Origin of the sequence: Neorhizobium sp. S3-V5DH (assembly GCF_004343065.1) — a bacterium.
GTDB lineage: Bacteria > Pseudomonadota > Alphaproteobacteria > Rhizobiales > Rhizobiaceae > Neorhizobium > Neorhizobium huautlense.
Genome location: NZ_SMCL01000016.1, coordinates 1 through 25,775, shown reverse-complemented (window position 1 = coordinate 25,775; position 25,775 = coordinate 1). Strand labels below are relative to the sequence as shown.

Here is a 25,775-nt window from a genome sequence, read left to right as displayed (position 1 = left end):
CTATGACCATCAACACGGCGACTGGCGCCAAATACTATATCGGCGGATCTGGGCCGATCGACTATTCCAGCGATGCCAATGCGATCGATGACTTTGAAGCCCTAACCTGGGTGGAGATCGGCGAAGTCGAAGACGGCGGCGAATACGGCGACGAAGCAGCCGACGTCACCTTCCAGTCCCTCAGCGACGGCCGCGTTCGCCACCTGAAGGGTGCGCGTGACGCTGGCGTTCTCGCGCTCGTCTTCGGTGATGATCCAATGGATGCAGGTCAGATCGCACTCAAGGCTGCCGAGCAGACCAAGCTCGATTTCAATTTCAAGGTCGAGTTCGAAGACGCGCCACAGGCTGGCTGGTCCAATTCTGTCGACTACTTCCGCGCCAAGGTGCAGTCGGTCCGGAAGCAGGTAGGGCAGGGCGACAACGTTATTCGGCGCACGGCCAATTTGGGCATCTCCACCGAGATCCTGACCGTCGAACCCGCCGACCTGACGCCGTAAGGAGCGCCCATGTTCGATCTTGCACAGTTCGAAACATTCGACTTCGAACAGGTTTCCGATTTGGAGATCATCCACCCGGTGACAGGCCAGCCGACCGGGCTGGTAGTCGGCGTCCGCTCCTATCGGTCCGAAGCGGTCAAGCGTGTCCAGCGCCGCCTCGGCAATGCCGCCATGCTCGCCAACAAGAGGAACCCGCGCAAGGCGGGGACCATCGAAGAGGTCGAGGAAAAGACGACTGAGATCGTTGCTGCGTCTGTCGCCCATTGGAACATGACGAACGGCGGCCAACCGGTACCGGCCACGCCTGAGAGCGTCATGAAAATCCTGTCGGATCCTCGGTACTTCTTCATTGCCGAGCAGATCGACGCGCGCGCCGATGAGGACGCCCGTTTTATGACGCCCTCGCCGAAGAACTGATCGACTACGCGAGGGCTTATTTCCTACCGCGCCGGAAAAACGATCCGGAGCCGGAGCTTGCTGACGATCTCGAATACATCTGGGATTGGTTCGTCGAGCTCCACAACACACGCCAGTCCGGCTTCTCTGCCAATCCCATCAGTTATCAAGAGATCGAGAGCTTCTGTCGGCTGACTTGTGCGGTGATCTCGCCTTGGGAGCTTTCCGTCATCCGGAAGATCGATTCCGTCGTCGTCTCGATCATCAACAAGACCGGCAGTCATAGGCGTGAAGCGACTGAGGCCGACGTTGCTGAGCAGAAGCAACGCATCAGGTCAGTGACTTCGAATAGACGCGTCGTAAAACGCGAAAGGAAACCGGCGGATGGCTGAACTGGCAACACTCGGCATCGAGGCGAAGGCACAGGGCGTCGATGAAGCGTCGACGAAGCTCGACAAGCTCGCTGGTGCCGCCAAGCGTGCCGAGGCTGCCGTCGAGGGTATTGGGCCAACATCCTCCAAGGCCGGGCAGATGGCTTCCCAGGCTGCCAATGCGACCGCCACCGCACTGAACGCCGAAGCAGTCGCGGCGACGAAAGCTGCATCTGCGATGAAGCTGCATGCTGCGGCGGCCAATCAAAACGGACGTGGCATGAATGCCGCAGCATTGAACGTGGGTAACTTGGCGGCGCAGTTTCAGGATATCGCGGTCACGTCGGCGATGGCGATGAACCCGCTTCAAATCGCGCTCCAACAGGGCACACAGATCAGCGCTGTCTTGGGCCCTATGGGAGCAGCTGGAGCCGTCAAAGCCCTTGGCGCGGCCTTTTTGTCCGTTCTCTCCCCAGTCAGTCTCCTGGTCATAGGCCTCACGGCTTTGGCAGCCTGGGGTTTGCAGACCGTCAACTGGTCGAAGCTCGCGGCCACCGCCTTGACCGGCCTGGCGAACATTCTTGACGAGATTGCACCTTATGCCGTGGCCGCTGCTGGCGCGCTGGCGCTGATCTACGCTCCGGCGCTGATTGGTGGAGTGATCCAGTTGATTGCGCTGCTTGGGCGCCTTGCTACTGCTGCGATGGGCTTGGCCGTTGCCTTTGCCGCTGCCAACCCAGCAACTGCCTTCGTTCTCGGCATCACGGCTGCCGTGGCTGCTGCCAACATTTTCCGCGACGAGTTGTCTCAAATCTTCGGTCGAGACATCGTTGCTGACGCAAAGAATGCCGTGAACTTCATCATCGGCGCCTTTGTTGGCGGGTATGAGGGTGTGAAGGCCGCATGGTCGAAGCTGCCGGCCGCCCTTGGTGACATCGTCATGTCCACCGCAAATGCTGTGATCGCCGGCGTTGAAAACATGATCAACAGCGTCACCAGCGCGATCAATGGCTATATCCAGAGCGTCAACTCGATGATGCAGTCGCTTCCTTTCGGAGTAGGCGAGGGTGTGAGCATCGGCACGATTGGCTCCGTCAGCTTGGGCAGGGTGGGCAACCCATATGCGGGCGCTGCAAACGATGTTCAATCCACAATCGGCTCGGCTGTCTCCGGAGCGATGGGCACGGATTATGTCGGCGGCTTCGGTGCAGCGATCGCCAAGGGTGCCTCCATGGCATCCGAGAAGCTGAAGTCCCTCGCATCAGACCTGACGAAGGTCGATGGTGAGGCGAAGAAGGCTGGCGGATCCGGCAAGGGTGCCGGCGATGCTCTCGACGCTGCAGCAAAGAAGGCCCAGGCAGCGTGGGAAAAGACCAAGGAAGCTGTAGAAAGCGCGAAGCAGTCCCTGGGGGAAGGGTTCGGCGGCATTCTGCAAGGCCTCATCACAAAGTCTATCTCCTGGAAGGACGCAATCCTCCAGGCGGGCCAAGCCCTCCTGAAGTACCTCGACCAGATGTCGATTGCCCAAGGCGGGCAGGGGGTTTTCGGGGGCGGACTGTTTGGTGGTCTCATGAAGGGTCTGCTCGGCTTCGCCTCAGGCGGCTACACCGGCAACGGTGCGGCGTCTCAGGCGGCTGGCATCGTCCACAAGGGCGAATATGTGTTCAGCAAGGCTGCAACGGCGCGCATTGGTGTCGGCAATCTTGATCGGGCTCATAAGGCTGCCAAGGGTTATGCGTCGGGCGGATACGCCAACACGGCCATGCCCACTGCTGCCCCCGCAAACAACAACATCCTGATCGAGGGCTCTCAGATCGTCGTCCAGGGCAACGCCGACAAGCGGACGCTCGCGGAGATGCAAAAGATGCTCGACCAGCGCGACCGCCAGATCACCCGCAACATCGGCAAGACGATCGACGATCGCAACAAGGTCGTTCAGACAAGAAAGACCCGCGCCTGATGCCTCGCCTCACGCCCTTCGTTGACGTCCCGGTCGTGTCGCAACGGCCGCTGGCTGGACCTGAGGCCGTCAACGGGTCGCAGAATACGTCGATCGGAAACTTTACTCAGAGCGTGGCATCGCCTTTTGGCGGATGGGTATGGGAGTTCGTCTTTCCTCCAATGGAAGGCGAGGAATACCGGCATTTCAGAGGATGGCTGTTCGCCCAGCAGAAGGGCGCGAACGCGACCCGCTGGCAGATGGTGGATAGAGACCTGATGCCGCGTTCCCGCGCTGGTGTGGCTGCGGAGGGCGGCAATATGCCCTGGTCGAACGGCATGCGTTGGTCCAACGGCATGCGTTGGGGGCTGACATACCCGAATGTAGCCGTGGCGGCAGCCACGGCGAAGGATGCGACGATCATCAATCTGGCTGACACATTCTGGGGGCATGGCCTCAAGTGGGGAGACCGTATCGGATTCTTCCCGCTTCACCTTGGGCTCTACCAGGTGACGGAAGAGTTGGGGTCAGGGCAGTACCGCATATGGCCGCCGCTCCGGAAGGCGATCAGCACGGACGATTTCGCCACGCTTTACCCGACGCTGGCGCTTCGTCTGATGATGCAGGACTTCGAGTATCCGACCGAAGAGCAGGTCCACACCACCGGCGCAACAGTCCGAATGATCGAAGTTCCGGATTACTACGTCCGACAATACTTCACGGATTGAACGATGCCAGAAAGATCGATCGAGCAGGTCGTCGCAATGAAGCGGCGGGATCTGGCGCGGCTCCATGCCAATGAGCTTAGTTCGGCGCTGTTTCCGGAGCCGGAGCGACACGACGACAGTATTCCTCAGGATGAGAAAGCTGAAATCCAGTTGACCGTCTCGGAACTGGTCGCGCTCCACCGCCGTGAAGTCGCTGCATGGGAAGAGGCGAACGGCTGATCATGGGGCTTTTCAGCGAAGAAGACCGGGAGTTCCTGCGCCGTCCGCATATCGCTCGAGCATGGTTTGCCGAGCTTGGTTTGCCGTCTGGCACGTGGCGGCTGCACAATGGCGTTGGCACGCAAACCGTTGGTGGACATGAGTGGTCCGGTATTTCCGACCCGTCAGGTCAGCAGCTCGTCTCCATGTCCGCGGTGGAGGATCCACGATTTGGTCAGGCCGCCAAGGTCGATATCGTCCTCTCTGGGGTCAATCTCGATTTCCTCCGTTCGGTGAAGGACCAGGCACGGCAAACCGAAGGGGCGGTTGCTGATCTCTACTGGTGTGCTTTCGACCAAGAAACGCAAGAGATTTGGTCGGGCGGGCTGAAGAAGCTGTTCCCCGGTTACCTCTCCGCGCCGAAGCGGCAAAGCACGGGCATTGGCGTTCGCCTTGTCTCCTTCACCGTCGAAACCCTTTGGCAGAGCCAGAACTTCCCCTTTGGAGGGAAATGGACCGATGCCGATCAGCGGCGGCGCTATCCGGGCGATAAGGGGTTGATGTTCGTCGGCGTGAAAGTGCAGGAGGTCATCAAGGCATGACGGACATTTCCGAGATGCTGAAGGCCTATCTTGCCGAGGCGGAAGACGCTCCAATGGTCTGGGGCGAAAGCGACTGCAGCACATGGCCAGCGAAGTGGGTGGAGAGGGTGCGCGGCGTTAGCGTCCCGCTTCCGGCCTGGTCCAGCCGTGAGGAAGCCCATGCGCTGATGCGCGATACAGGTTCACTCGTCTCTCTCTGGGATGAGGCGCTGTCGGAATGCGGGATCTATGAAACGGCTGTTCCCAGCATTGGCGATGTCGGCGTCATCCTCAGTCACGCCCATGGCGAGGCTGGCGGCATCTTCATTGATGGCGGGTACTTCGCATGGCGAGCCGAACCGACGGGATATCGCATCCTTCGGCCGCGCCAGAACACGATCGTAAAGGTCTGGTCAATTCAATGAGGCTGACAAAGCTTTTTCTCGCCAGCGGCGCCACATGGGCCGCCATGGTCTCGCATGCCCATGCCGACCCTGTTTCGCTCATAGCGACGGCCATCCACGGCTTTTTGCTGTCAAGCACGGCGATTGCAGCGACGGCGGCCGGCACGCTCGCGACGATTGCGGCAAACGTGATTGTCGGCGGCGCATTGGTGGCAGGCTCGCTCCTGCTCGGAGGTCAGCGCCGCGGCGGGGCGATCAAGCCATCGGATGCAAAGAACACGTTCGAGAGCGGCGAGAGTTCGGTTATCGAAGGCGTCGGCCGCGTCCGCGTCGGAGGCCTTCAGGCATTCGGAAACACTGACGGCAGCACGCGCGCCCGTCTCGTGTGCAGGCTGCAAGGTCCGGTGGACGCGTTCGAAACGTTCTATCTCGGTGGGCGTGAGGTCATCGTTGAGGCCAATGGAGACGTCAGTTCACCGCCGTGGGCGCGTCCCGGTGGTTCATGGGCGAACTGGCAGAACAAGATAGGTAACGGCGCAGAGACCGCATGGGCTGGCCTCATGTCGCTCTTCCCGACGCTCTGGACGTCTGACCATCGGGTTCGTGGCATCGCGCAGTCGCAGTTGCTTTTCTACAATCCGGGGCTGACGGAAGAGAAGTACCTCAGCCTCTACCAGAACGGAGCGCCAAACTCGGAAGCGATCATTCGCGGATCTCTGATCTATGATCCTCGGACCGGATTGACCGTCTGGTCGGACAATAGCGCGATCATCTGCGCTCATGTCCTTCGGCGCGATCCTGCATTTACCTTCGAGCGGTTCAACTGGACGAAGATTGCGGCGACCGCCAACGCCGCGGACGTTCTTGTCGCCACCAGGACAGGCACGGAGAAGCGTTCTCGTCTCTGGGGCATGTGGGCATGGGAGAGCGAGCGTGGCGAGACCATGCAGCAGTTTCTCGACTCCGCAGGCTTGGAAATCCGGCTGGATGAGGATGGGTTGATATATTTCGAGTTCATCGACGACGTGATCGAGCCGGAGATCGAGTTCGATCCTCGCGATATATATGATTACTCCTGGCAATCAGGGCCGGAGGCGGTGGAACGGCCGAATATCTGCCGGGTCAAATATTACTCGCCGGAGAGGAACTACGAGCTGTCAGACCTGACGCTTGAGGGTATCGTCGCTTGGGCAAAGATCGACGATGAAGTGGACAGATACGGAGATAAGTTCTTTGATCTCGAATTGCCTTTCTGCCCCTCTGCTTCTCAAGCCCAGAGGATCGCACGCCGCAAGTTTGCTATCGCAAGGGCGGACAGAGGCAGAATGGTCACCAATATGGTTGGTCTCGCCGCCTGGGGCCTGCTCTATGCCGAAGTCGAAGAGCCAGACCTCGGCGACCTGATCAAGGTTCGGATGGACCCGCCGCGGATCGACGATGAAAACGGGTCCGTCGAAATTCCCTTTACCGTATGGCCGACTCTGACGACCTGGAACCCTGCGACAGACGAAGCGCCGGCGCCTGATGTCATCCCTGAGCTCGGTTACGAGACGGACATGATCACGCCGAACCCTCCGGGTGCCGCCATTCAGATCACTTATCCTGGCGGCGGCAAGGAGATGAGGATCGGCTACACATTGCCCGCGCAGCCATACACTACCGTCGAAGCAAACTATCGCACCTATTCCGGCGGACTACCGGGCGCATGGCAAAGCATGGCCGAGTTTGGCGGTACGGTTGCCGGTATCAACGGCGACTTCCTAGGACAGACTATTGATGCGCGGGTGCGCGTATTCAATGGCGACGACGGTTCTTATTTTTCTGATCCTGCCAGTCTTGTGGTTGGCGTCGACAATGCGCCGTGCGGAGCGCCAACCTTGGTATCGGGCGGCGTCGTCACAGATCCACCTCCAACAAAATTGGCCGTTACCGTAAGCGCTCCGGAAGGGCGCTGCGCCGCTATCCGGTTGCAGCGGCGCGTCAACCTCGGCGCGTGGTCGACGGTGGCGACATTCCAGACCCAGCCATTCGCGCCGGTCGCCTTCGAAAGTCTGGCGGATGGCTCCAGTGGGTCTGTGACTGAGTGGCAGATCCAAACTCTTACGAGCAACGGCACGGCCGGAACTCCTCTCATCTTCTCGTACACCGCGCCATAGCCCGCCCACTCCAATATCATTGAGGAAAGACCTGAATGAGCATTTTCACGAAGCTGGCTCAGCTTATCTTTGCGCCTGTCGACGAGAACGGAACCCCCCGATCTGTAAATAATCAAGATGTGCAGGTTTGGGGAACCGAGGTCGAGCGGCTTGTCGACTTGTTTGTCGCTGGCGGCGGCTTGATCTACTCCACCAGGGCTGCACTATTCGCCGACCTAGCTCATCCCGCGAACTCCATGGCATGGGTACTTGGGGACTCGACGGCAGCATATAACGGCATCTACGGCAAGGTCGGCGCGTCTGGATCTGGATCGTGGACGAGGCGCGGCGACCTGCCGTTCTCCTTTATTGTAGCAACCGATGCCGGCGCGGGCACCCCTAACGCGATCCAAGCAACCACCACGATTCCAGTATCGGCGTCCTCGCTGATCTGGATGAACATCGCCGACACGAATACGGCGTCGCCGGTTACGGTCTCCTTCAATGGCGGTTCGACGCTTACCGTTAAGGCGAACGGCGGGAATGACGTCGTGGCTGGTGGGCTGGTATCGGGCATGATCGTGCTCGGCATCGTCTCCGGAACCACGTTCAGATTGCTGAGCGACCAGGCAAGCACAGCCATCCTGGCAGCGGCAGAAGCAGCGCTAGCTGCCGCCGAGGCACTGGTGCAGGCGGCTGCCTATTATCCGTCTCGCAGCGCGGCTATCGCCGCTACTGTTCCGGAGATTGTAGAAACCCTTTGGGTTAAAGCGCAAAACGGTATGCTGTTAAACTACCGTAGCGTGCCCGGCGTCACACTTAATCCTGCCTTGACGACGAACGGTGGGACGCGCGCCTGGCTGCCGGCGGTGACGCCGCATGCGCCGGATTATTGGGCGGACAATGTTACGCCTGGCACGACGGACATGCTGGCTGCTATCTCGAACGCAATGCTGCACGGCCCTACCGAAATGTGGCCTGCGACGATATATGCGATTAGCGCCGAGCTCCCGTTTGCAGATGGATATCACCTGGAGGGGGCTGGCGGGTATTGGAAGCGCCGCACGGGCTATGACTACGCGACCGATCCTGAAGGTGCGTCCGTTATCAAGTATATCGGCGCAACCGGAGATAATACTTGTGCCGTTCGTATCTCCCAGACTGCTGTAGGGGTTGCCGGCAGTGACTTCGCAGGCCCTGAAACGGATGATCTGGTTAATGTCGTCGCAAAAAACTTCCACATCGATGCCAACGGCGCGGACTTTGGCTGCTATATCTATCGGGCTGGCAACCAGTCGAATATTGATGGGATAACTGTTGAGGGTGCCGCGTATAGTGGTCATACCCACCTAGGCTGCTTCGCCGCGTTTTTCGGGGTATTCGCTGCTTACGAATGCCAGAATATGGGCGCGATCATTGGCTATGACATTTTCGGTTGGGGTGGCGGCGAAAGCCCCAACTTCGCTTATAACGCGACTTTCCACGTTGCAAACAATGGACAAGGCGGCGCCTTCGTCGAGAACAGCACGACGTCTCAACCGGCCGTCTCCGGAAGGCAGACGTTGCCGTACGATCTATATGGCTGCGGCGCTCTTATAAGGATGGGGCGTGGGAGCCGGATCAATATTTCCTCGGAAAGCAACCTCGGCCGAGCGTTCTATGGTGAGAGCATTGTCGTTGGCGGCGCTGATGGCGGCCCGACAGTTATCATTGCGGAATACATCGAAGGAAATTCGGCTGGCCCTCTTCTTGTCCAGTCCGATTCTGATGGTGGGCTCGTGGTCAAGGATGGGTTTTTCCATCCTGGCAACGGCGGTTCGCTTGCCAAGCAGACAATCAAGATCGAAGGCCGCAACAACAGCAACGTAGCAACGACCGACGCCGGTTCAAACCTCCCTGACCAATGGATACTGCTTCAAAACCTAAAGGGCCTGTTCGAAGTCAACTCTAACACCGACAAGTATAGGGTCGAGAACTGCCAATACGACATCACGTTTTCATCGCGCCGGCCAACCGAACCTTTTGTCGAGCGCCAGAACGAGATGATCAATGGTGATTTCTCGGTGTGGCAGCGTGGGTCAGGCCCGTTCTCCGCAGATGGGTACACGGCGGATCGATGGTATGCGGGCTTTCAGGGAGGGACTGGTACTGTCAGCCAGGAGGCTATCACGGTTGGGTCTCTGGAGGGATTTGACGCTCCCAGCCCGGAATATTGCCTCAATATGACGATGACCGTCGGCGCGGCTAATGCTGGCATGACGTGGCGAGCTGCAGATGTCCGCAAGTATGCGGGCCGGAGGATTATCGTTTCGTTCTGGGGCGCAGTAGATGCACTTAAAAGCATCCGAGTTGATGCCACCCAGAATTTCGGCTCAGGCGGCAGCACTGCCGTTACCACAGTTGGCGTTAGCGACGCGAGTGTATCGACAACCTTCCGACGCCATTCAGTCGCGATCGATCTACCATCCATCTCGGGGAAGACTATCGGGACGGATAGCTACCTTGGCATTCGCTTCCGGTATCAGGGGTCGGGAACATTCACTCTCAAGCTTGCTGCCGTTAAGATCGAGATGGCTGCTTGGGGGCCGTCGTTGTACCGGCAGAAACCAAAGTCGGAAGAGTTTGCGGCCTGCTCCGCCTACTTCAACCGTCTTGTCTCTGGCATTGACATTCATACAGGTTTTGCAGGTCAGGCCATCAGCTCGACGGCGCCGGTTTACAGTATCCGCTTTCCTCGGATGAGGAAGACCCCCACATTGTCCGTATCCAGCGCCGCGCATTTCTCTGCACTTGGGTCAACAGGGGCGGACATCGCTTTGAGCGCTCTCTCGCTCTCACAGGCAAACGATCAAAGCGGTCGTCTTGTTGGTACAGTGGCCGCGGGCCTGACGGCCGGCAACGCAACGCTTCTCCGGTCAACAAACGCCTCCGCCACCCTTGACCTAGTGGCGGAGGTATAATCAAGCATGCTTTCGCTTCGCCAGTTCCATCACGCTATGGAAGTGCGAAAGCAGCGCATTGTCGGGCGAGATGTTTGCGGAAGCCCGGTCGATAGCCTCTTTGACTGACGGTTCGGTTTCCACGAGAGATAGAGCGTTCTTCCCGTCAGTCAGGAGGTGCGACGCGAGGGAGGTCAAGAATATGACATCCTTCTTCTTGTCCCTGGCAATCCTTCTGATGAAGTCGGGAGCGGTTTCATTGGCGTGGTTGTTTACGGCTTGCATGATGCGCTCCATTGCGTGGTAGGATCTACCACCCATTGAAAGCAATTTTTCCTCTGCCGTAAAGGGATCGGGGAAAAGTGGCTCGTTGTCTATCCGGACTTGGGTGAACGACGCGGTATGCTCGTCAAGAACTTGAAGATTAGCCCGGAATGCCGAAAGGATTGCGGGGTCCGGCTCGTCTCCAAGATGATCGTTGAGGGCACGGGCACAACGAACTATGGCGCCTTCGCCAAGGGGGCCGGAATGGTGATCGAGGAAAGCAGGTCCTCGGTCGGCAGCCATCTCGTGCAATCTCCACCAATCGGCAAGCTGTTCCTTCAGGGCCGGTTTGTCGAGCGCCAGGGTATAAGCGCTCATTGGATCGGCTTGGAACTTGTCGACTTTCTCCCCGTGGGGGTTGAAGTAGATAACGCCAATATCGCGAGCAAGGCATTCCAGAACGCCGGAGGCAAATCGCTGGACCGAAACGTCGCAACGCTCCATTGCGTCGTAGAAGTTTTCGGACGTGACATATTCAGGGAAGAGGTTTCCGGTGTCGCCCGGGTGTCGAGATATGATAGGCGTCATGCCAAGTTCAAGGACAGCCTCAACGGCTTCCGTCAGCCAACGGTCGCGATGCTCGACCAGAACGCCATAGGAAAAATTGCAGTTGATGAGGACGCGAGGCGTTACGTCCTTTGACCATTCGCGTTTCGGCTTAAGCCGGAGAGATTCCATCCGGGGAACGCCGACAGAGGCGATGATTGCCGTGTGGCCCTCGAAGTACTTCTTGTCGAAGTCTCCGGGCAGCAGGACGATGTCGCTCGTCTTGTAGGCATAGCGCTTCCAGTGAACGTCGGCGTCGTCGTAGTCTTGGATTCCCTCGACAATCGCGATTGTGCGGATACCTGAAGCCTTTGCCGCTATGATGATAGGCCGAGTGACCGGATCCCAATCGTTGAATGTGACAATAGCGCGGGGCTTGTAGCGGCCGAGAACGAACTCGCTCAAGGTAATCAGCTCTACGCCATGTTCGGCGGCAGCGGCGCGCACCTTTCCATCGCGCCATTCTGCAGAGATATCGACTGTAATAAAATCGATGCCCATTTCTTTCAGAGCATTTCCGATAAGGGAGATAGTCCAGACGTGATAGGCAGAATGGGGGATGAATACGATCTGATGGGCCTGCATACCGGAAAACCACGGACGATCCTTAGAAGGATCGCCATAGACGGTCCCGGTACCAACAATGTTGCTTTCTAACTGGCTCCCCTTGGCGTCGGTTATCTTGGCAACAAGGCGAGCCGCCATGTCACGGTCGTCAGGGTTGATAGGTCCGCTCGTTGATCTTTGGCGTTGGATACCACGGTGGAGTATGCCCTCCAGGTGGGTTTCCGAATGAGTGAGAAGGTGAATATCTGGGATTTCGCGGCGGACCAGACTTACAAGCGTCTCATCCGTTTCCGGGTGATCGCTGGCGAGGTTCATGCCGACGAACTCCATCGTCCGGTTAATTTTGCGCTGCTGCGACGTGTAGGCGCTTAGCGGCTTAGCCATCCTGTATCTGGTGGACCAGTCTAGTTGATCTTCCGCCAACGGCTTTTCAGCGCTGTTGATGATAGCTAGGGAAAGATCAAGGTGGGCAAGGGGCTGCTGTCTTACCATGCTACCGGCCCGTCTCCTGTAGGTCACGGACGAGAACCGAGTGGGCGCAAAAATATAACCGGCGCGCAGGATTCGAAGCCATAGGTCAAAGTCTTCGGCCTGCTTCAAGCCATGATTGAAGCCTCCTGCCATGCGAAGGATATCGCGGCGGATCATGGGCTGGTTTGCGTTAAACGGGCAGTGTCCGCTGGAGCCGACGAAGGTGACGTAATCGAGAGACTGAGCCTTGCTTTCCGGGGCAACTTTAAGCGTCTCCTCGATCGAGACGCTTCCGCAGTAGGAGCCGATGAACCTGTCACCTGTCCGTTGACCCCATCGGCAGGTGGCCAGGCGAACTTCAAGGCTGTTCTTCATCATTAGATCGTCAGCATCGAGAAAGGCGACAAACTCTCCTCTGGCAGCGCGGAGTCCGGTGTTTCGAGCGCCAGAGAGGCCGACATTCATCTTGTGGCGGATCAGCCGGAACCGAGGGTCTGAGAAGTGTTTTTTGGCTTGGGTGATGGAATCATCGGTCGAGCAGTCATCAACCACAATGCATTCGAAATTCTTGAAGGTCTGAGCAGCAATAGAGGCTAGCGTCCACTCCAAGAAATGACCGGAGTTATAAGACGGCACGACAACCGAGACTTCCGGATTATCCATTGATCACCCCACGTTCACCATAGAAAGGCGGGTTACGGATAGGGCATGTGACGGTGGCGATGCAACTCAAATGATGTATGGGCATCTCAATTCTTCGATTTGATGCACCCGAGAGGGCTCCCTCAGGGCTGACTTTTTCTCTAAGGTCCGCTCGGATCAAAAGGGAACTGGGGATGAGTTCATTTAAAAGAAGGGCGCTTCTTCAAGCATTCGGCGCCTCGGCGGCGGCTGTTCCAGCCGCTTCGCAGCCCGTAATGATGTCTTCCGAGCAGGTGACGGCTGACGGCGGAACTTATCTGCGCTTTCTGTCGAGCAAGCTAGGAGATGCGCTTACTGCCGAAGATTTTGGGGTGCAGAAGGGGGTAGCGAGAGATCAATCGGCGGCCTTAAACTCAATGTTCGGTGCTGCGGAAGATGTTGTGGGCCAGGCCGCAAACAATGGCCTGCAATTGGGGAAGTTCACAATCGATCTCGGCAGCGGGTCTATCCATTTGGAACAGCCTGTGAACCCTATACCTTTCGGGATAACAATCGCGGGCCGCGGGCCAGCTCACACCCGTTTCGAGTGCCACGGCGACTTCTATGCCTTCGATGTCCAGGAATTTGAAAGCGACGGTACCACCCGGCGATATCACAACGGCATGTGGTTCCGAGACTTTACTGTTATATCCCGCGATCCGTCCAACCGGACCTCGGCATTCAGGCTTCGGAATCTTATCCGCAACAGTGGGCTTGAGCGCGTCTTGCATCAGGGCTGCAAAACCGGTTTTGACATTGATTGGAGTTGGACATTTCAACTAGCCAACTGTGGAGGACAAGGCGGGACCGGCGAAGGTGCTGCTGTGATGAGCCTAACTGACAACCACATCTACCTCGGGAAAAATAATGGAGCAATTCACGTCATCGGTGGGCGCTTCGACGTTTTCGAGGAAAATGGGATCCACGCTGTCGGCTCAGATACCCTCGAGCTTTTTGTCAGAGGCGACGCAACTTTTCAGTTTGGCAAGAAAGGTGGGATCAAAGTTCGATCGGCGCGCACTGTTGATATCGATGGGGCGTTCCTCGAAGGGAATTGCATCGGCAACCCGTCCGAATACTATCTCGACCTCAACGGCTCCGCGTCACCCCTCGCACAGTGCCGCGTTCGCGCGACAGCAATAAACAACAGGGGCGACCGAAACCGCGACGGACTCGGCATAGCGCGAATTGATGGCTTCGAGACGGTCCAATTTGAGGAACGGTGGTCGCGAAACGGAGTGAAAGACCTTCCGATAATTGGCCCAAATGTTACCCGGGCGAAGGTCTTCCTTCAGACATCGGCACAAATGACCTCTGCCGAATTGCTGCATCTCGCCGGCCCAAAGGCCGCGGAGGCTTCTGCGGAGATCAACAGTCCGGCCCGCCCGATGCAGTTCTATGGAAGAGTGATCAACGGAAAGAATCTCTCCCAGGCCGGGACAGCGTCATTTGGGCGACAAGGGGAGGCGTCGGTAATGCTGGGTGCCGCAGGGGGCGAGGCTATAATCCAGGGGCATGATGGCAATGCAAAGAGGACATTGAGCTTGCAGGGGGGCGCTGGAGGCTTGGTTTGCCTGTCTGGCATTCAGAAGAGGTTAACCCACACATCGTCAAGCTACACGCCCAGCGATGCGATATCGACAGCCGTTCTAGATACTAAGTCTGGCGGTCTCCTCGTCAGGATGGATCTTGCCAAGTTCGTTTTCCCCGTCGGGTATGAATTGGAGGTTCTTAAACCGTCTGAACTGAACGATGTTGTGTTTGTCCCGCCGGACCCGACAGACGAAATCAACGGTATACAAGGCATGAAGAGCGTTTCAGAGCCCGGGCGCTATGTGATGACGAAGATTTCGACTATCGCTTGGATGCTAACGCATCAGTATCTCGCGTAGGGGTTAGAGCGGCTGAGACATGATTGAAATGCAGTCGTGACGGTTGCGGAAAGGTTGGGCTACAACGGTAAGGCCAGCCTCGGCCGCAAACCCAGCCATCTTTTCGGGCGTCATGTCTGTGCGATGTCCAGAGTCCGCTGGGCCGCTCCCACTGTGATCGATCCACAGGATGCCGCCGGGCCTCAATCTCTTGGAAAATTGAAGAACGTACCCTCTGATGATCTCAGGATGCATATGGACGGCGCTGTCGAAGCACGCGATCAGTTCGTAATCGTCGCGATCGAGCATTTCGACGCTCTGACCGTCGTTCAAGAAGAACCGCATAGGAACAGGATAGTATTTAAATCGCTCGCGACAAACGTCCAGGCACGCTTGGTTCATGTCGAGTAGATCCATTGTGGACGCGTACCGAATAAGCTCTGCCGTAAACCGCCCGCCGCCAGGGGAAAGTTCGAGGATTGCGAGGTCGCGGCGCCCGCCCAAATGTGGGCGGAGAAGGTCGTCTGCTATATCAGCGATGTGGCCGATAGTCTGCTGAGCCCCGCCGCCCCAGCGATAACCAAATTGGTCTTTGCCGGTCCAGTTTTCTGCTTTACCCCAACGGTTCCGATTGAACTCGAGGTTCTTTTCCTTGTCGCTGATCGACTCTTGCATAAGGCTCTCTTTTCGACATGCCGTTACTATCGGCGCATACAAACATAGGTCGGAACTCGAGTCGAGTAGCCCGATCGGGTTCTCTAACGCGGGTAGCTAGCCCCTCGAATGTTTAGGAAGGGAGGTTTCAACGTCTCCAAAGATTGCGCCAAAAGCCTGAGCTGTTAGCTTGGTATCCGCGCTTTTCTGGGTTCGGCAGGACGTAAAGATCTACCCACCCCTTGCCATTCAATACGAGCTTTCGGACATACGAGACGAAATCCTCTTCACTTCCCGCCTTGAGAGGAGGTCCGATCAATTCGGCTAATGAGGAACAGTTCCAGCGCTGCCGACCAGGGCTTTCATGCACCGCGTAGTTTGCTGTCAGGTCGCGGAGGAACGTGACCGGGTCGGTGCCTTGGCTGTCCATCCACTGGGGCGCGAATTCGGTCTTGATGAACCACTTCTTGTGCGAGGAAAGGAACCTCCGACCACCGGCGAACACTCGTTCCTCCCATCCTTGGGTGTCAATTTTGATGTAAACGCCGCTGTCAGCGTCGACGTCCTTTGTCAGCATATCGAGTGTGACAACATCCGTTTCTACGATCGACCAGCCGGGCTGGGCTATCACGCGGCTATCCTGGGAGGCTTTTTCGTTGACGCCGAATTTAGTCTTTTGAGCCTCGCTGTCCGAAACAATGGCGGAATAAAATCTGTCGTACCTAAGGCCATTAGCTACGAAATTGTCTGCAATGAAATCCGCCAACCATGGGATTGGCTCAATCAGCGTAAGCTTGCTCGATGGAAAGGCCCGCCGCATCAGCATGCCTGTGTATCCGTAATTTGCCCCAACATCGATGCAGACCTTTGGGTCGACCGTCTCTCGCAAGACCGCGTAGAACGGGCTGTAATATTCCTCGGAATGGCCTCTTTGGTAATAGTGTGTGCCTCCGGCGTCACCTTTCCGGAACATCAAAGTTACATCGCCAATTTCGACACTTGCACGTTCTTCGGTCATTCGGGGGAGTCCTTTAAGCGACGGCCAAGATTTTCTGGTGCTTCTACAGACGCTTGATCATTGCGCCGGCGGCTGTATAGACCTGCTCGACAGTCGCACGTATCTGTCCGACGATCATAGGGTCCGTAAAGGCGGGCTCTCCTTGGTCAACCTGTCGACTGACCGATTCGAACATCTTTTGGAAAAATGCTTTCGGGTTCTCTTGGGAAGCCGCCGAGACGAATATTTGCTGCTTCATCAGGTATTGAAGCGCGATGTTTTGAGCCTGCAGCTCCGCAATCCGTTCTGCCAATAAATCAATCGCCTGCCTGGTCTGGTCGTCCATTTCGTTTCCTCTTCAGGGAAGGATGCTGCGGCCTCGCGTAGCGAAAATCAATCCCAACCGCCACCACAAAAGGAAAACACCATGAACCGACGCATCAACGCGGAGGGGCTTTCGCACATCAAAAAGTTCGAAGGCCTACGGACCCGCGCCTATCGTGATGTCGCCAACATCCTGACGATCGGCTACGGCCACACCTCTGCAGCCGGCGCTCCGGAGGTACGTGACGGAATGACCATTTCGGAGACCCAGGCGGAGCAGATCCTTCAGTCCGATCTTCGGAAGTTCGAGGATCGGGTTTCCCGCCTCGTGAAGGTGCCGCTATCCGACAACCAGTTCGCGACGCTCGTCTCCTTCGATTTCAACACTGGCGCGCTCCACAAGTCCACGCTCCTCAAGAAGCTGAACAAGGGCGACTACAATTCCGTGCCGGTCGAGTTGATGAAGTGGGTGAACGCCGGCGGCAAGAGGGTCAAGGGCCTGGTCAACCGCCGCGCTGCGGAAGCGGGTCTTTGGGCAAAGGGTGAGTTTGTCTCTTCCAACTTCGTCGATGCTGAAAAGCGGGTTCCGAACAAGGAAGTCGCAGCGATCGGCGGCGGTGGTGCGGCTGCGACGGCCACGACGGCCGCTCCGGTTATACCGGATGTCCTCGATGCTGTCTCGGGTCAGCAGTACGAGCTTTCCAGTGGGGACTGGATCCGCATCACGATTGCGGCAGTGATCCTGGGGCTGACGATCTGGGGAATCTACCAGAAGGTCAAGAACTGATGTTCGGCCTCACATCATGGCTCAAGATCGGCCTTGGCGCCCTCGCGGGCGCCACGTTGGCCTTCGCTGCCGGTTATCTCAGTGGGCGCTCTGACGGCAAGGAAAGCGTCCTTGCCGATCTCAAAGACGACCGGATCACAATCCTCGAAGATGGGAAGAAGATCGATGCGGAAGCACTTACTGCTGACGATCCCGGCCTTTGCGCTCTGCTTGGCGGGTGCGAGCTGCCAGACAACAGCGCTGACTAAGCCCTGCGACGTGCTGGTGCCGATCGACCCGAAGCCGGCGACGAACAGCTATCTCGTGGCAAATGACCGCGAGACAGCCGTCTCGATTGCGCGCCACCGTGGACGGGTCCAGCAATACAATTGCAGAGCCCGCTGATGCCGATGCTCATCAAGCTGGGAGACTGTGTGACTACCTCTTTATCGAGCTACGCGGCGCGGCGACGAGTTGCTCGTCAGTAGATAAAGAAGTCGGCCGATGTCAGGGATAAACCGGGATCTACCCTTGCAAAGAGCACACGTGCTGCGCTGCCAGTGCCGTCGCTGTCATAATAGAGGCCACCCCCGTCGGTGTCGTAAATGATGCGGTCATCGGCATCATGCGCAGTACCGGCGGTACTAAAATGGAACTGAGCGGCGGTCATGACGCCAGTTCCCACTAATGCCGTAAAGGCGGCGTTGTCCAACCTAATCGTATCTTCAGCCACGGAGTAATCGAGAATGTTGTCGACGTTGGTTGAGGCATTTAGAGCTGTACTGAAGTAAAAGGAGTCGAGCCCCCCTCCGCCTATCAAGTCATCATTCCCGGCTCTGCCATTGATTAGGTCGTTTCCACCCTCACCTCGTAGGATGTTGCGGGCAGTGCTACCGTTCAATATGTCAGCAAAATCGGTTGCCCGGACGCCTTCGATCGAAGTTAGCGTATCAGTCTTTCCAAAGCCGTCTCGCGCAACGCCGCTTTGAAGGTCGACGTTTACCCCGCTATCGCCACCCCTTCGAACATCGCGGTGATAACGAACGACATCGAAGCCACCTCCGCCATTGATCCGGTCGGCTCCGCCAAGACCCATGAAATCCTCATTTAGGGAAGACCCCGTGAAAGTGTCCGCAAATTGGGTGCCGCGAAAACTCTCAATGCTCGTGAAGGTCTCGGCGTTGCCGAACTGATCAGTCGCCGTCCCATTAGCAGCATTCACGATTACGCCACGGAGCGCGTTTGGGCTCGAATAGGCGTCGTCGAAACTTAGTTGGTCAATGCCGCTGCCACCGTCGTAGGTGTCCCGACCCTCGCCGCCAACGAGGAAGTCATCGCCTGCGCCTCCGTTCAGCGTGTCGTTCCCGGCGAATCCATAGACATCGTCGCTACCGGAACTTCCGTTCACCGTGTCGTTTGTCTTCATCAGCCATTGTTGGAAATTCCAGCCGTTGAACGATTCGGCGGCCGCCTGGAAGTCTGGAAGGCTCAAAGACAGACCGGTCAGGTTATCTATGACGGCACCGCCACTTGTTCGGGTCTGTACAGACGTTACCGTGCCTCCGGTAGCATTGCCTTGTGCGTCGAAGGTGAAACTGCTCCCGATGACGCGGAACTCAATCCCATTGCTAAATTTGTAGACCATCAAGGTCGCGCTTCGACTTACCAGCGTGGCTTCATCAAAATTGATTAGCTCGCCCATCGTTGGCATGTAATCGATACCCGCGATCGCGGGAGTATACTGGTAGGGATAAATGCCCCCGGGGAAGCTTTTTGTAAGTGTTGCCATAACGAGTCTCTCCTATCCGCGGTTATCATTACGTTCTTCGCCCCCCCGCGCAACTAAGTACTAAGGTGTAGGTCGCTACCATCGGCGTGCCCTGGGACTTCATCAACAAATACGGTGGAGAGACAGATCAATCTGGACAGTGCATCGCCTTAACAACGATTGCGAGGTCAGGGCATCCCCGCCGCTCCGCAGCCGCACCCATGCGTCCCGGCCCAAGGCCGATCGGGATGCTCCTCACATACCATGCTGTGTCTCTACAGCGGCGGCAGATCATGGAGGGGAGAATACCGCAATCGACCCCAAATTAAATCATCAAGGAAACACCAGATGACTGACGGTTATCTCGGGCCAGGCATCTGGATAAGGATCCAGCATCGCTTTGGCCCGCGCATGATGGAGTGGTTCATGGCCGGGCATTTGATCCTGTTCGGCTCGATCCTGCTCCTGCCAACCGAAACGTTCAATCAACCGGCATGGGCATCGTTCCGTGACTTGTTCCGATCTGAGGACCTTCTCGGATGGATCATGTTTTGGGTAGGTATCCTCCGCCTGGTGGGTCTCATCGTCAACGGAGCAAGAAAAAAGGTCACACCGCAAATCAGACAGATATCAGCCGGGGTTGGCTGTGTTATCTGGGCAGGCATCTCATATGGATTCGCTTCCTCTGATGTCGTCTCGACATGGCTCGCCATCTATCCGCTTTTTGCGCTTGGCGAGCTGGTCAATATTCACCGTGCGGCACACGACGAGGGGGAAATCAGGAATGGATCAACTCGCTAATCTCCCGGCTCCTGCGCTGATCACGTTTGGAGCCGTTCTGGCAGTCATTTTCGCCGTCCGGTACTTGGGGCTATGGCAGGGGCAGAAAACCTCACCATCGTCGTCGCCTGCGTCGGCACAGGTAGCCGCGGTCATCGTCGATCCTACTGCTCTCAACAAAGCAACAGCAGCCGTAGAGGCGCATACAGCGGCCATGCATCGAGCCATCGATGTTGAGGAGCGCCGGACTAGGGCAACCGAAACCATGGCGATCGAGCTCGACCGCATCCGGGAGGAGTTACGCATCCACCGGGAGATAAGGCGCGCCGATCGATAACGCCGCATCTCTCTAGCCTCGCCCTGTGCCCTTATCCGGGTGCAGGGCGCCTTCTTGCGTTTCAGTCCAGGCCATTCTTCTTTTTCATTGCGTCCCAATATTCCTCGGCGGTGCGCGCCGCTTCGGCCGCCGTCGGCGCATACCCTCTGTTCGGCATGATTGGTTGGCCGCTCCATCCCTTCGGATAGCTGCCCGACCACTGCCACTGACCTTTTTTCAAGGTCTCCTGGTCCAGCCGAATCCTCCCCGCATATTGCTCGCCGTCGTACGCTGAATAATCCTCCAGCAGCTTTCCGTCCAAGCCGCGATCCCCCGGCCATGTCCTCATCCAGCGGTATTTCTTTTGCCAGTCGCCGGTCATTCCAACTTTCGCTTCATCGCCTTTAGCAGAGCGTCAAGCTCCGCATTGTTGACGTCCGCCAGCATGAGGTTGTCCGCAACCTCGATGATTGCTGCGAGCGTCTCCGCCTCGGTCCATCCGGCTGCTACCGCTGCTTCGATCACGTCTTGTATGGGAAGCTCTACCGCCATCTGGCAGTGTAGGTGACGGTTCTCGTCGTCGGGTGGCACGGTTGGGGGAGGGATGTCTACCATGCAACGAGGATAGAGCGGTAGGTCTCATATTGCGATGGTTAGGTTCGATGAACCTACGGAGCACTATGTAAAAAGGGCTCTCGGTTTCCCGAAAGCCCTTGCTTTTCAGCTAATTGGATGGTGGGCGTGACAAGGATCGAACTTGTGACCCCTACGATGTCAACGTAGTGCTCTCCCGCTGAGCTACACGCCCATCCGTGGCGGCGCATAGACCATAGACTGGTCGGGCCGTCAACTGGTTTTTGTCGCGAAATGCGAAGCTTTTTTGAAGGCCTCGCATTTCCCGGCATTCGACATCTCAGGCGGCGAGAAGCTTGTTCACTTCGTCCACCAGATCGCGCAGGTGGAAGGGCTTCGAGAGCACCTTTGCGTCCTTCGGAGCCTTCGAATCGGAGTTCAATGCAACGGCGGCGAAGCCGGTGATGAACATTACCTTGAGGTCCGGATCGAGTTCCGTCGCGCGGCGGGCAAGTTCTATCCCGTCCATTTCCGGCATGACGATATCGGTCAGGAGAAGCGAGAAGGGCTCCTCGCGCAACCGGTCATAGGCGCTTGCGCCGTTATCGAAGGAAGCGACCTTATAGCCCGCCTTTTCCAGCGCCTTCACCAGGAAGCGGCGCATGTCGTTATCGTCTTCGGCGAGAAGGATTTTCTGAATCATCTCCGGGACCGTCATCCAATGCAATTTTTAAGTTAGGGAACACTCACACTGCCAAGACACGGTAAACATCCGTTTAATGGGGGTGGAAGAGGTTTTCGTGGGGTATAGATAGTATGGACTTCATGCCAGGCAACTGGCAACATGCGGTCTTGAACAAGTTCGTGACATGGTAAAGGCAGGATGGATTGCAGCGAGGGTGATTTTGGACATTTCGAAGTAAGGGAGCCCGCTGCGCAGACAATCCCCTTCGTTTTCAACTCGCCCCATAGCGGCCGCTTCTATCCTCCCTCCTTCCTTGCCGAGACCAATCTCGATTCGCTCGCCATCCGCCGCTCGGCCGATCATTATGTCGACGATCTGTTCGCAGATGCGCCGGAGCTCGGCGCGCCGCTGCTGCTTGCCCATTTCCCGCGCGCCTACCTGGACGTGAACCGCGAGCCCTATGAGCTCGATCCCCGCATGTTCGACGGGCCGTTGCCGCCCTTCGTCAATATCGGTTCCATGCGGGTCGCAGGCGGGCTCGGAACGATCCCGCGTATCGTTGCGGAAAACATGGAAATCTACCGGCATCGCCTGTCGGTGGAAGAGGGTATGAGCCGCATCGAGACGATCTACAAGCCCTATCACGCCTGCCTGAGAAAGCTGATCGCCCGAACCCATGCCCGTTTCGGGCTTGCGATCCTGATCGACTGCCATTCCATGCCGGGCAATATCCGGCTGTCAGGCTCCGACGTCCGGCCGGACTTCATCATCGGCGACCGCTACGGCACCAGCGCCTCTGCCGAGCTTTCCCGCGCGGCGATGCAATTCCTGGACGGCATGGGCTTTTCGGCCGTCCGCAACAAGCCCTATGCCGGCGGCTTCATAACCGAACACTACGGCCGGCCGGTCCGGGGTCTGCATGCGCTGCAGATCGAAATCAACCGGGCGCTCTATGTGGACGAGATGACGCTTGCCAAAAAGCGCGACTTTCCGGCGATCGCTGCCGCGCTTTCCACCTTCATGCGCCAGATGGCAGATTTCGCCGTTGAATTTTCCGGCAGCGGCGGCGCACTCGCCGCCGAATAACACCCCATTATCCACAAGCTTTTGTCTGCCGGTCGATCGCGGGCAAAAAAAACCGCGCTTGTGGGCGCGGCTAAGTCTAGGGAGGAAACACCCAAGGAGGGTATTTACAGTCAAAGACTGTAAGATGAGATTAGTATTGCGCTGCACAATTGTCAAGCAATAACTTTTTGTGCTCAATTTTTCAGCATTTTTGGGCGAAGTGGTGAGATATGCGCCAGTGCCTGCCTGTTTTCCCGCTCTACGCCTCCAAATTCAGCCGGTTTCCAGCTTGCGGCGATTCGATTAGAAGAAGTTTCCATTCCACGAGGGGATTTCTTCGATGCTTCCCGACCGCAATTTTTTCTATACGCTTGCCGATGCCGCCAAGGCTGAAACGCTGCCGCGTTTCCGCACCGGCCTTTCAGTGGTCAACAAGCTGGAAAGCGGGTTCGATCCCGTCACCGAGGGCGACCGCGCCGCCGAGACCGCGATCCGCCTGCTGATCGAGGAAAAGTTTCCCCATCACGGCATCCTCGGCGAGGAGCACGAGAATATCGGTCTCGACCGCGAGCATATCTGGGTCATCGATCCAATCGACGGCACACGCGCCTTCATCTCTGGCCTGCCGGTCTGGGGTACGCTGATCGGCTTCCGCTCGAACGGGCGGGCGACGATGGGGCTCGTCGACCAGCCGTTTACCGGCGAGCGTTATTTCGCCGATGGAACACATTCCTGGTACCGCGGTCCGGACGGCGAGCGGCAGATCGCGACGCGGGATTGCGGCGAGCTCAAGAATGCGATTCTCTTCACCACCTCGCCGCATATCTTCACGGGAGCGGACCTGGCGCTTTACCGCTCCGTCGAGGAAAAGGTGCGGCTCTTCCGCTACGGCTGCGATTGTTATGCCTATGCGCTGCTCGCCTCGGGCAACGTCGATCTCGTCGTGGAAAACAACCTTCAACCTTATGACGTCGGGGCGCTCATCCCGCTGATCGAACAGGCGGGCGGGATCATTACCACCTGGGACGGCGGTCGGCCGGAAAATGGCGGCAATATCGTCGCGGCCGGAAGTCCGGCGGTGCACCGGCAGGCGCTGGAGCTGCTTTCCGGCAAATGACCGGAAAGATCAGGCGGCGCTTTCGGATAGGCCGAAACCGCCGTCCTGGCCGGGCATGAAGGCTTCGATCGCGGCCAGTCCCTGGGCGCGATAGATGTCCTTGTCCTGGAAGAGTTCGTGGCGAGCGCCGTTTATGGTCACGAGCTGGGCGGCGCGGAAATTGCGCGACAGCTCCTCCTGGGCCCGGTAGGGGACGATTCCATCCAGCACCGGAGCGAGGATCAGAGTCGGGATCGTTATCCGGGTCAGATGCGCCTGGTTCGATACGCGGCGCGCGGCCTTGAAGGTTTCGCGAAGCCAGCGGGCGGTAGGCGCCCCGACCGTCAATTCGGGGTGGGCTGCGATGATTTCCGCATTGCGCTGGAAACGCTTGAAGTCCGAGGTCAGCGGATTGCCCTCGAACGGCCGACGGCTCTTGTCCGTTCCAAGCTGGATGCGGCCGAAGCCGGTAAGGCAGGCGAGACCGGCAACAGTCCGGATCACGCCTTCCGGTACGCCCTGGCCGGAGAGCGCGACATAGGGGGCCGCGAGGACCATGCGGTGGATACGGTTCGAAAGCCGCGGTGCCGCAGACAGGGCTATCAGCGATCCCGTCGAATGGCCGACCAGGAAAAATGGCAGGCGGGCATCCGGCAGCACGATGTGCTCCAGGAAGATCTCGAGATCCCGCTCGTAGTCGGAAAAGCGGCGCACATGGCCCTTGCGCGGATTTTTCGTCAGCCGGTCCGATCCGCCTTGGCCGCGCAGATCGAAGGTTGCAACCCACAGCCCCATGGCGTTGAGGTCGCGGATCGTTTCGAAATACTTTTCGATAAATTCGTTGCGGCCCTGCATGATGACCACGGTGCCGATCGCCGGCGAACGCTCCGAACGGAAGAGTCCGTAGCGCAGCCGCGTGCCGCGATGACCGGTGAAATAACCGGCCGTATAATTGGATGGCGCCGGATTGCCGGGGGTGAGGTGGAAAACGTCGTCCATGGAATCTGCCGCTTCGGTCATAGGCATAAGCGACAGCAGCAGCGGCGGCGCGTCAAGGGGAAAAGAGGCGGCGCGCAGCAGACAGAGAGCGTCGCATTCGCTGGCTGCGGGTTACAGTAAAAGAAAGCCGGAACCGCGGTTGGGGAAACCGGACGGCTCCGGCCAGGCAAAGGCCGAAGCGAAGGGACGAATAGGCTTCAGCCAGTAGAGGCAGTCTGCCTTCCAATAATCTTTGTTCTATCAGATGCCGTCTGAACCTAAGCCGAATCAGCTGTTCATATGGGGTTCAGGCGCAAAACCGGTTTCTTCAAAAAAAGGCCTTGAAGCGGGAAAATTCAATTCCCATCTCAGTCCTGCGGGCGCCGATGAGGGTCCGCCGAACGGCTCCGGCATCGCCAGAACGGGATGCTGAAGGCCAACCAGAACCGCAACGTCGCTTCAAGAGAGGACACCATGCGTCACGTCGATTTTTCCCCCCTTTACCGCTCCACCGTCGGTTTCGACCGCCTTTTCAACCTGCTCGACAATCGTAGCGTCGCCGACCAGACCCCCAGCTATCCGCCCTACAACATCGAGCGGACTGGCGAGAATACCTACCGCATCACCATGGCCGTCGCCGGTTTCGACGAAAAGGAACTTTCGCTCGAAGCCCACGCCCATGTGCTGACCGTCAAGGGTGAAAAGAGCGAAGAAGACATTGGCAACGGCCAGAGCGAATACCTCTACCGCGGCATCGCCAAGCGCGCCTTCGAGCGCCGCTTCCAGCTCGCCGACCATGTCGAGGTACAGTCCGCTTCGCTGAAGAACGGCCTGCTTCACATCGATCTTCTCCGGGACATCCCGGACGCCATGAAACCCCGCCGCATCGCGATCGCTGCCGAAGCCGGCGATACCGCAAAGCAGATCGAGGCCCAGGTCGCCCCGCAGCAGATCAACTGATCTTCGGCTCCCAGACCTCTAGCCGAGGACAGCAAGCCCCGCGGCCCTTCCGAAAGGAGGGGCCGTTTTCGTTGTGCGCCCAGCATGGGCGCATTCTTGTGGGTGCAAGTCCCACCGTGAGCTGGTCACAGCAAGCGAAGAGAAGCGCAACTGCGTGAGGGTGAC

At 57.9% G+C, this 25,775-nt stretch carries 26 protein-coding genes and 1 tRNA gene; 17 read left to right on the top strand and 10 right to left on the bottom strand.

What is annotated here, in order from left to right; translation table 11 throughout:
• The first annotated feature begins 2 nt into the window (after positions 1-2).
• From EDE09_RS19675 to EDE09_RS28480, 9 genes are all read left to right on the top strand, one after another.
• Positions 3-497 carry a phage tail tube protein gene (locus tag EDE09_RS19675; RefSeq protein ID WP_132412483.1) on the top strand — a complete coding sequence of 165 codons (495 nt, stop codon included), beginning with the start codon at positions 3-5 and terminating at the stop codon, positions 495-497.
• Between the two features lie 9 nt (positions 498-506).
• Positions 507-914 carry a hypothetical protein gene (locus EDE09_RS19670; RefSeq protein ID WP_132412481.1) on the top strand — a complete coding sequence of 136 codons (408 nt, stop codon included), beginning with the start codon at positions 507-509 and terminating at the stop codon, positions 912-914.
• A gap of 363 nt (positions 915-1,277) precedes the next feature.
• Positions 1,278-3,224 carry a phage tail length tape measure family protein gene (locus tag EDE09_RS19665; RefSeq protein ID WP_132412479.1) on the top strand — a complete coding sequence of 649 codons (1,947 nt, stop codon included), beginning with the start codon at positions 1,278-1,280 and terminating at the stop codon, positions 3,222-3,224.
• Positions 3,224-3,931: a hypothetical protein gene (locus tag EDE09_RS19660; RefSeq protein ID WP_132412477.1), complete on the top strand. Its 708-nt coding sequence runs from the start codon at positions 3,224-3,226 to the stop codon at positions 3,929-3,931. The genes EDE09_RS19665 and EDE09_RS19660 overlap by 1 nt, the downstream gene beginning before the upstream one ends.
• Positions 3,932-3,934: 3 nt before the next feature.
• Complete coding sequence (locus EDE09_RS19655; RefSeq protein WP_132412475.1) at positions 3,935-4,150, top strand: hypothetical protein; 216 nt, start codon at positions 3,935-3,937, stop codon at positions 4,148-4,150.
• Entirely contained in the window at positions 4,129-4,731 is a 603-nt protein-coding gene (locus tag EDE09_RS19650; protein ID WP_245505204.1) for a transcriptional regulator, read from the top strand. The genes EDE09_RS19655 and EDE09_RS19650 overlap by 22 nt, the downstream gene beginning before the upstream one ends.
• Positions 4,728-5,135, top strand: coding sequence for a hypothetical protein (locus tag EDE09_RS19645; protein WP_132412473.1), 408 nt, complete (start codon positions 4,728-4,730; stop codon positions 5,133-5,135). The genes EDE09_RS19650 and EDE09_RS19645 overlap by 4 nt, the downstream gene beginning before the upstream one ends.
• Positions 5,132-7,270, top strand: a complete 2,139-nt coding sequence (locus EDE09_RS19640; protein WP_165924237.1) for a phage tail protein — start codon at positions 5,132-5,134, stop codon at positions 7,268-7,270. Before EDE09_RS19645 ends, EDE09_RS19640 begins: the two co-directional genes overlap by 4 nt.
• A gap of 35 nt (positions 7,271-7,305) precedes the next feature.
• Positions 7,306-10,209 (top strand): hypothetical protein, encoded by a 2,904-nt coding sequence (locus tag EDE09_RS28480; RefSeq protein ID WP_207914869.1) that lies wholly within the window; start codon positions 7,306-7,308, stop codon positions 10,207-10,209.
• On the opposite strand, the gene EDE09_RS19630 is transcribed toward EDE09_RS28480, so the two are convergent.
• The gene (locus tag EDE09_RS19630; RefSeq protein WP_132412469.1) at positions 10,210-12,759 is read right to left on the bottom strand and encodes a glycosyltransferase family A protein; all 2,550 of its coding nucleotides are present in this window, start codon (positions 12,757-12,759) and stop codon (positions 10,210-10,212) included. It lies immediately after the preceding gene.
• A gap of 173 nt (positions 12,760-12,932) precedes the next feature.
• Between EDE09_RS19630 and EDE09_RS19625 the strand changes: the two genes are divergently transcribed.
• Positions 12,933-14,669, top strand: coding sequence for a hypothetical protein (locus tag EDE09_RS19625; protein WP_132412467.1), 1,737 nt, complete (start codon positions 12,933-12,935; stop codon positions 14,667-14,669).
• A gap of 3 nt (positions 14,670-14,672) precedes the next feature.
• On the opposite strand, the gene EDE09_RS19620 is transcribed toward EDE09_RS19625, so the two are convergent.
• The 3 genes from EDE09_RS19620 to EDE09_RS19610 all read right to left on the bottom strand — a co-directional run bounded on the left by EDE09_RS19620 (position 14,673) and on the right by EDE09_RS19610 (position 16,645).
• The gene (locus EDE09_RS19620; RefSeq protein WP_112803124.1) at positions 14,673-15,323 is read right to left on the bottom strand and encodes a class I SAM-dependent methyltransferase; all 651 of its coding nucleotides are present in this window, start codon (positions 15,321-15,323) and stop codon (positions 14,673-14,675) included.
• A 127-nt stretch (positions 15,324-15,450) separates the two neighbouring features.
• Positions 15,451-16,320 (bottom strand): FkbM family methyltransferase, encoded by an 870-nt coding sequence (locus EDE09_RS19615; protein WP_112803126.1) that lies wholly within the window; start codon positions 16,318-16,320, stop codon positions 15,451-15,453.
• A 43-nt stretch (positions 16,321-16,363) separates the two neighbouring features.
• Complete coding sequence (locus tag EDE09_RS19610; RefSeq protein ID WP_132412465.1) at positions 16,364-16,645, bottom strand: hypothetical protein; 282 nt, start codon at positions 16,643-16,645, stop codon at positions 16,364-16,366.
• 81 nt (positions 16,646-16,726) lie between these two features.
• Here EDE09_RS19610 and EDE09_RS19605 point away from each other — a divergent pair, with 81 nt between their 5' ends.
• On the top strand, positions 16,727-17,410 hold the full coding sequence (locus EDE09_RS19605; protein ID WP_132412463.1) for a lysozyme: 684 nt from the start codon (positions 16,727-16,729) through the stop codon (positions 17,408-17,410).
• Positions 17,410-17,658: a hypothetical protein gene (locus EDE09_RS19600; protein WP_132412461.1), complete on the top strand. Its 249-nt coding sequence runs from the start codon at positions 17,410-17,412 to the stop codon at positions 17,656-17,658. The genes EDE09_RS19605 and EDE09_RS19600 overlap by 1 nt, the downstream gene beginning before the upstream one ends.
• Before the next feature lie 212 nt (positions 17,659-17,870).
• Here the strand turns inward: EDE09_RS19600 and EDE09_RS19595 are convergent, their stop codons facing one another.
• On the bottom strand, positions 17,871-19,178 hold the full coding sequence (locus EDE09_RS19595) for a calcium-binding protein (protein WP_132412459.1): 1,308 nt from the start codon (positions 19,176-19,178) through the stop codon (positions 17,871-17,873).
• A 327-nt stretch (positions 19,179-19,505) separates the two neighbouring features.
• Here EDE09_RS19595 and EDE09_RS19590 point away from each other — a divergent pair, with 327 nt between their 5' ends.
• Complete coding sequence (locus EDE09_RS19590; RefSeq protein WP_132412457.1) at positions 19,506-19,958, top strand: hypothetical protein; 453 nt, start codon at positions 19,506-19,508, stop codon at positions 19,956-19,958.
• A complete protein-coding gene (locus EDE09_RS19585) occupies positions 19,942-20,274 on the top strand; it encodes a hypothetical protein (protein WP_132412455.1) in 333 nt (110 codons plus the stop codon). Before EDE09_RS19590 ends, EDE09_RS19585 begins: the two co-directional genes overlap by 17 nt.
• Before the next feature lie 61 nt (positions 20,275-20,335).
• Here EDE09_RS19585 and EDE09_RS19580 read toward each other — a convergent pair whose 3' ends face one another.
• The 4 genes from EDE09_RS19580 to cpdR1 form a co-directional block, all read right to left on the bottom strand.
• On the bottom strand, positions 20,336-20,635 hold the full coding sequence (locus tag EDE09_RS19580) for a hypothetical protein (RefSeq protein WP_132412453.1): 300 nt from the start codon (positions 20,633-20,635) through the stop codon (positions 20,336-20,338).
• Positions 20,632-20,868 carry a hypothetical protein gene (locus tag EDE09_RS19575; RefSeq protein ID WP_132412451.1) on the bottom strand — a complete coding sequence of 79 codons (237 nt, stop codon included), beginning with the start codon at positions 20,866-20,868 and terminating at the stop codon, positions 20,632-20,634. The genes EDE09_RS19580 and EDE09_RS19575 overlap by 4 nt, the downstream gene beginning before the upstream one ends.
• A 118-nt stretch (positions 20,869-20,986) precedes the next feature.
• A tRNA-Val gene (locus EDE09_RS19570) sits at positions 20,987-21,061 on the bottom strand.
• 105 nt (positions 21,062-21,166) lie between these two features.
• The gene (cpdR1, locus tag EDE09_RS19565; protein ID WP_037077221.1) at positions 21,167-21,529 is read right to left on the bottom strand and encodes a response regulator CpdR1; all 363 of its coding nucleotides are present in this window, start codon (positions 21,527-21,529) and stop codon (positions 21,167-21,169) included.
• A 180-nt stretch (positions 21,530-21,709) separates the two neighbouring features.
• Between cpdR1 and EDE09_RS19560 the strand changes: the two genes are divergently transcribed.
• Complete coding sequence (locus EDE09_RS19560; RefSeq protein WP_105374159.1) at positions 21,710-22,597, top strand: N-formylglutamate amidohydrolase; 888 nt, start codon at positions 21,710-21,712, stop codon at positions 22,595-22,597.
• 319 nt (positions 22,598-22,916) lie between these two features.
• Positions 22,917-23,693, top strand: a complete 777-nt coding sequence (gene hisN / locus EDE09_RS19555) for a histidinol-phosphatase (RefSeq protein ID WP_105374158.1) — start codon at positions 22,917-22,919, stop codon at positions 23,691-23,693.
• Between the two features lie 9 nt (positions 23,694-23,702).
• On the opposite strand, the gene EDE09_RS19550 is transcribed toward hisN, so the two are convergent.
• The gene (locus tag EDE09_RS19550; RefSeq protein ID WP_165924236.1) at positions 23,703-24,671 is read right to left on the bottom strand and encodes an alpha/beta hydrolase; all 969 of its coding nucleotides are present in this window, start codon (positions 24,669-24,671) and stop codon (positions 23,703-23,705) included.
• Between the two features lie 453 nt (positions 24,672-25,124).
• Here EDE09_RS19550 and EDE09_RS19545 point away from each other — a divergent pair, with 453 nt between their 5' ends.
• Complete coding sequence (locus tag EDE09_RS19545) at positions 25,125-25,610, top strand: Hsp20 family protein (protein ID WP_105374240.1); 486 nt, start codon at positions 25,125-25,127, stop codon at positions 25,608-25,610.
• Positions 25,611-25,775 lie beyond the last annotated feature (165 nt).

Excerpts from the sequence above, each read along its gene's own strand:
- EDE09_RS19675 (WP_132412483.1), top strand. The coding sequence starts at position 3 with ATGACCATCAACACGGCGACTGGCGCCAAATACTATATCGGCGGATCT.
- EDE09_RS19670 (WP_132412481.1), top strand. The coding sequence starts at position 507 with ATGTTCGATCTTGCACAGTTCGAAACATTCGACTTCGAACAGGTTTCC.
- EDE09_RS19665 (WP_132412479.1), top strand. The coding sequence starts at position 1,278 with ATGGCTGAACTGGCAACACTCGGCATCGAGGCGAAGGCACAGGGCGTC.
- EDE09_RS19660 (WP_132412477.1), top strand. The coding sequence starts at position 3,224 with ATGCCTCGCCTCACGCCCTTCGTTGACGTCCCGGTCGTGTCGCAACGG.
- EDE09_RS19655 (WP_132412475.1), top strand. The coding sequence starts at position 3,935 with ATGCCAGAAAGATCGATCGAGCAGGTCGTCGCAATGAAGCGGCGGGAT.
- EDE09_RS19650 (WP_245505204.1), top strand. The coding sequence starts at position 4,129 with ATGGGAAGAGGCGAACGGCTGATCATGGGGCTTTTCAGCGAAGAAGAC.
- EDE09_RS19645 (WP_132412473.1), top strand. The coding sequence starts at position 4,728 with ATGACGGACATTTCCGAGATGCTGAAGGCCTATCTTGCCGAGGCGGAA.
- EDE09_RS19640 (WP_165924237.1), top strand. The coding sequence starts at position 5,132 with ATGAGGCTGACAAAGCTTTTTCTCGCCAGCGGCGCCACATGGGCCGCC.
- EDE09_RS28480 (WP_207914869.1), top strand. The coding sequence starts at position 7,306 with ATGAGCATTTTCACGAAGCTGGCTCAGCTTATCTTTGCGCCTGTCGAC.
- EDE09_RS19630 (WP_132412469.1), bottom strand. The coding sequence starts at position 12,759 with ATGGATAATCCGGAAGTCTCGGTTGTCGTGCCGTCTTATAACTCCGGT.
- EDE09_RS19625 (WP_132412467.1), top strand. The coding sequence starts at position 12,933 with ATGAGTTCATTTAAAAGAAGGGCGCTTCTTCAAGCATTCGGCGCCTCG.
- EDE09_RS19620 (WP_112803124.1), bottom strand. The coding sequence starts at position 15,323 with ATGCAAGAGTCGATCAGCGACAAGGAAAAGAACCTCGAGTTCAATCGG.
- EDE09_RS19615 (WP_112803126.1), bottom strand. The coding sequence starts at position 16,320 with ATGACCGAAGAACGTGCAAGTGTCGAAATTGGCGATGTAACTTTGATG.
- EDE09_RS19610 (WP_132412465.1), bottom strand. The coding sequence starts at position 16,645 with ATGGACGACCAGACCAGGCAGGCGATTGATTTATTGGCAGAACGGATT.
- EDE09_RS19605 (WP_132412463.1), top strand. The coding sequence starts at position 16,727 with ATGAACCGACGCATCAACGCGGAGGGGCTTTCGCACATCAAAAAGTTC.
- EDE09_RS19600 (WP_132412461.1), top strand. The coding sequence starts at position 17,410 with ATGTTCGGCCTCACATCATGGCTCAAGATCGGCCTTGGCGCCCTCGCG.
- EDE09_RS19595 (WP_132412459.1), bottom strand. The coding sequence starts at position 19,178 with ATGGCAACACTTACAAAAAGCTTCCCCGGGGGCATTTATCCCTACCAG.
- EDE09_RS19590 (WP_132412457.1), top strand. The coding sequence starts at position 19,506 with ATGACTGACGGTTATCTCGGGCCAGGCATCTGGATAAGGATCCAGCAT.
- EDE09_RS19585 (WP_132412455.1), top strand. The coding sequence starts at position 19,942 with ATGGATCAACTCGCTAATCTCCCGGCTCCTGCGCTGATCACGTTTGGA.
- EDE09_RS19580 (WP_132412453.1), bottom strand. The coding sequence starts at position 20,635 with ATGACCGGCGACTGGCAAAAGAAATACCGCTGGATGAGGACATGGCCG.
- EDE09_RS19575 (WP_132412451.1), bottom strand. The coding sequence starts at position 20,868 with ATGGTAGACATCCCTCCCCCAACCGTGCCACCCGACGACGAGAACCGT.
- cpdR1 (WP_037077221.1), bottom strand. The coding sequence starts at position 21,529 with ATGATTCAGAAAATCCTTCTCGCCGAAGACGATAACGACATGCGCCGC.
- EDE09_RS19560 (WP_105374159.1), top strand. The coding sequence starts at position 21,710 with ATGGATTGCAGCGAGGGTGATTTTGGACATTTCGAAGTAAGGGAGCCC.
- hisN (WP_105374158.1), top strand. The coding sequence starts at position 22,917 with ATGCTTCCCGACCGCAATTTTTTCTATACGCTTGCCGATGCCGCCAAG.
- EDE09_RS19550 (WP_165924236.1), bottom strand. The coding sequence starts at position 24,671 with ATGGACGACGTTTTCCACCTCACCCCCGGCAATCCGGCGCCATCCAAT.
- EDE09_RS19545 (WP_105374240.1), top strand. The coding sequence starts at position 25,125 with ATGCGTCACGTCGATTTTTCCCCCCTTTACCGCTCCACCGTCGGTTTC.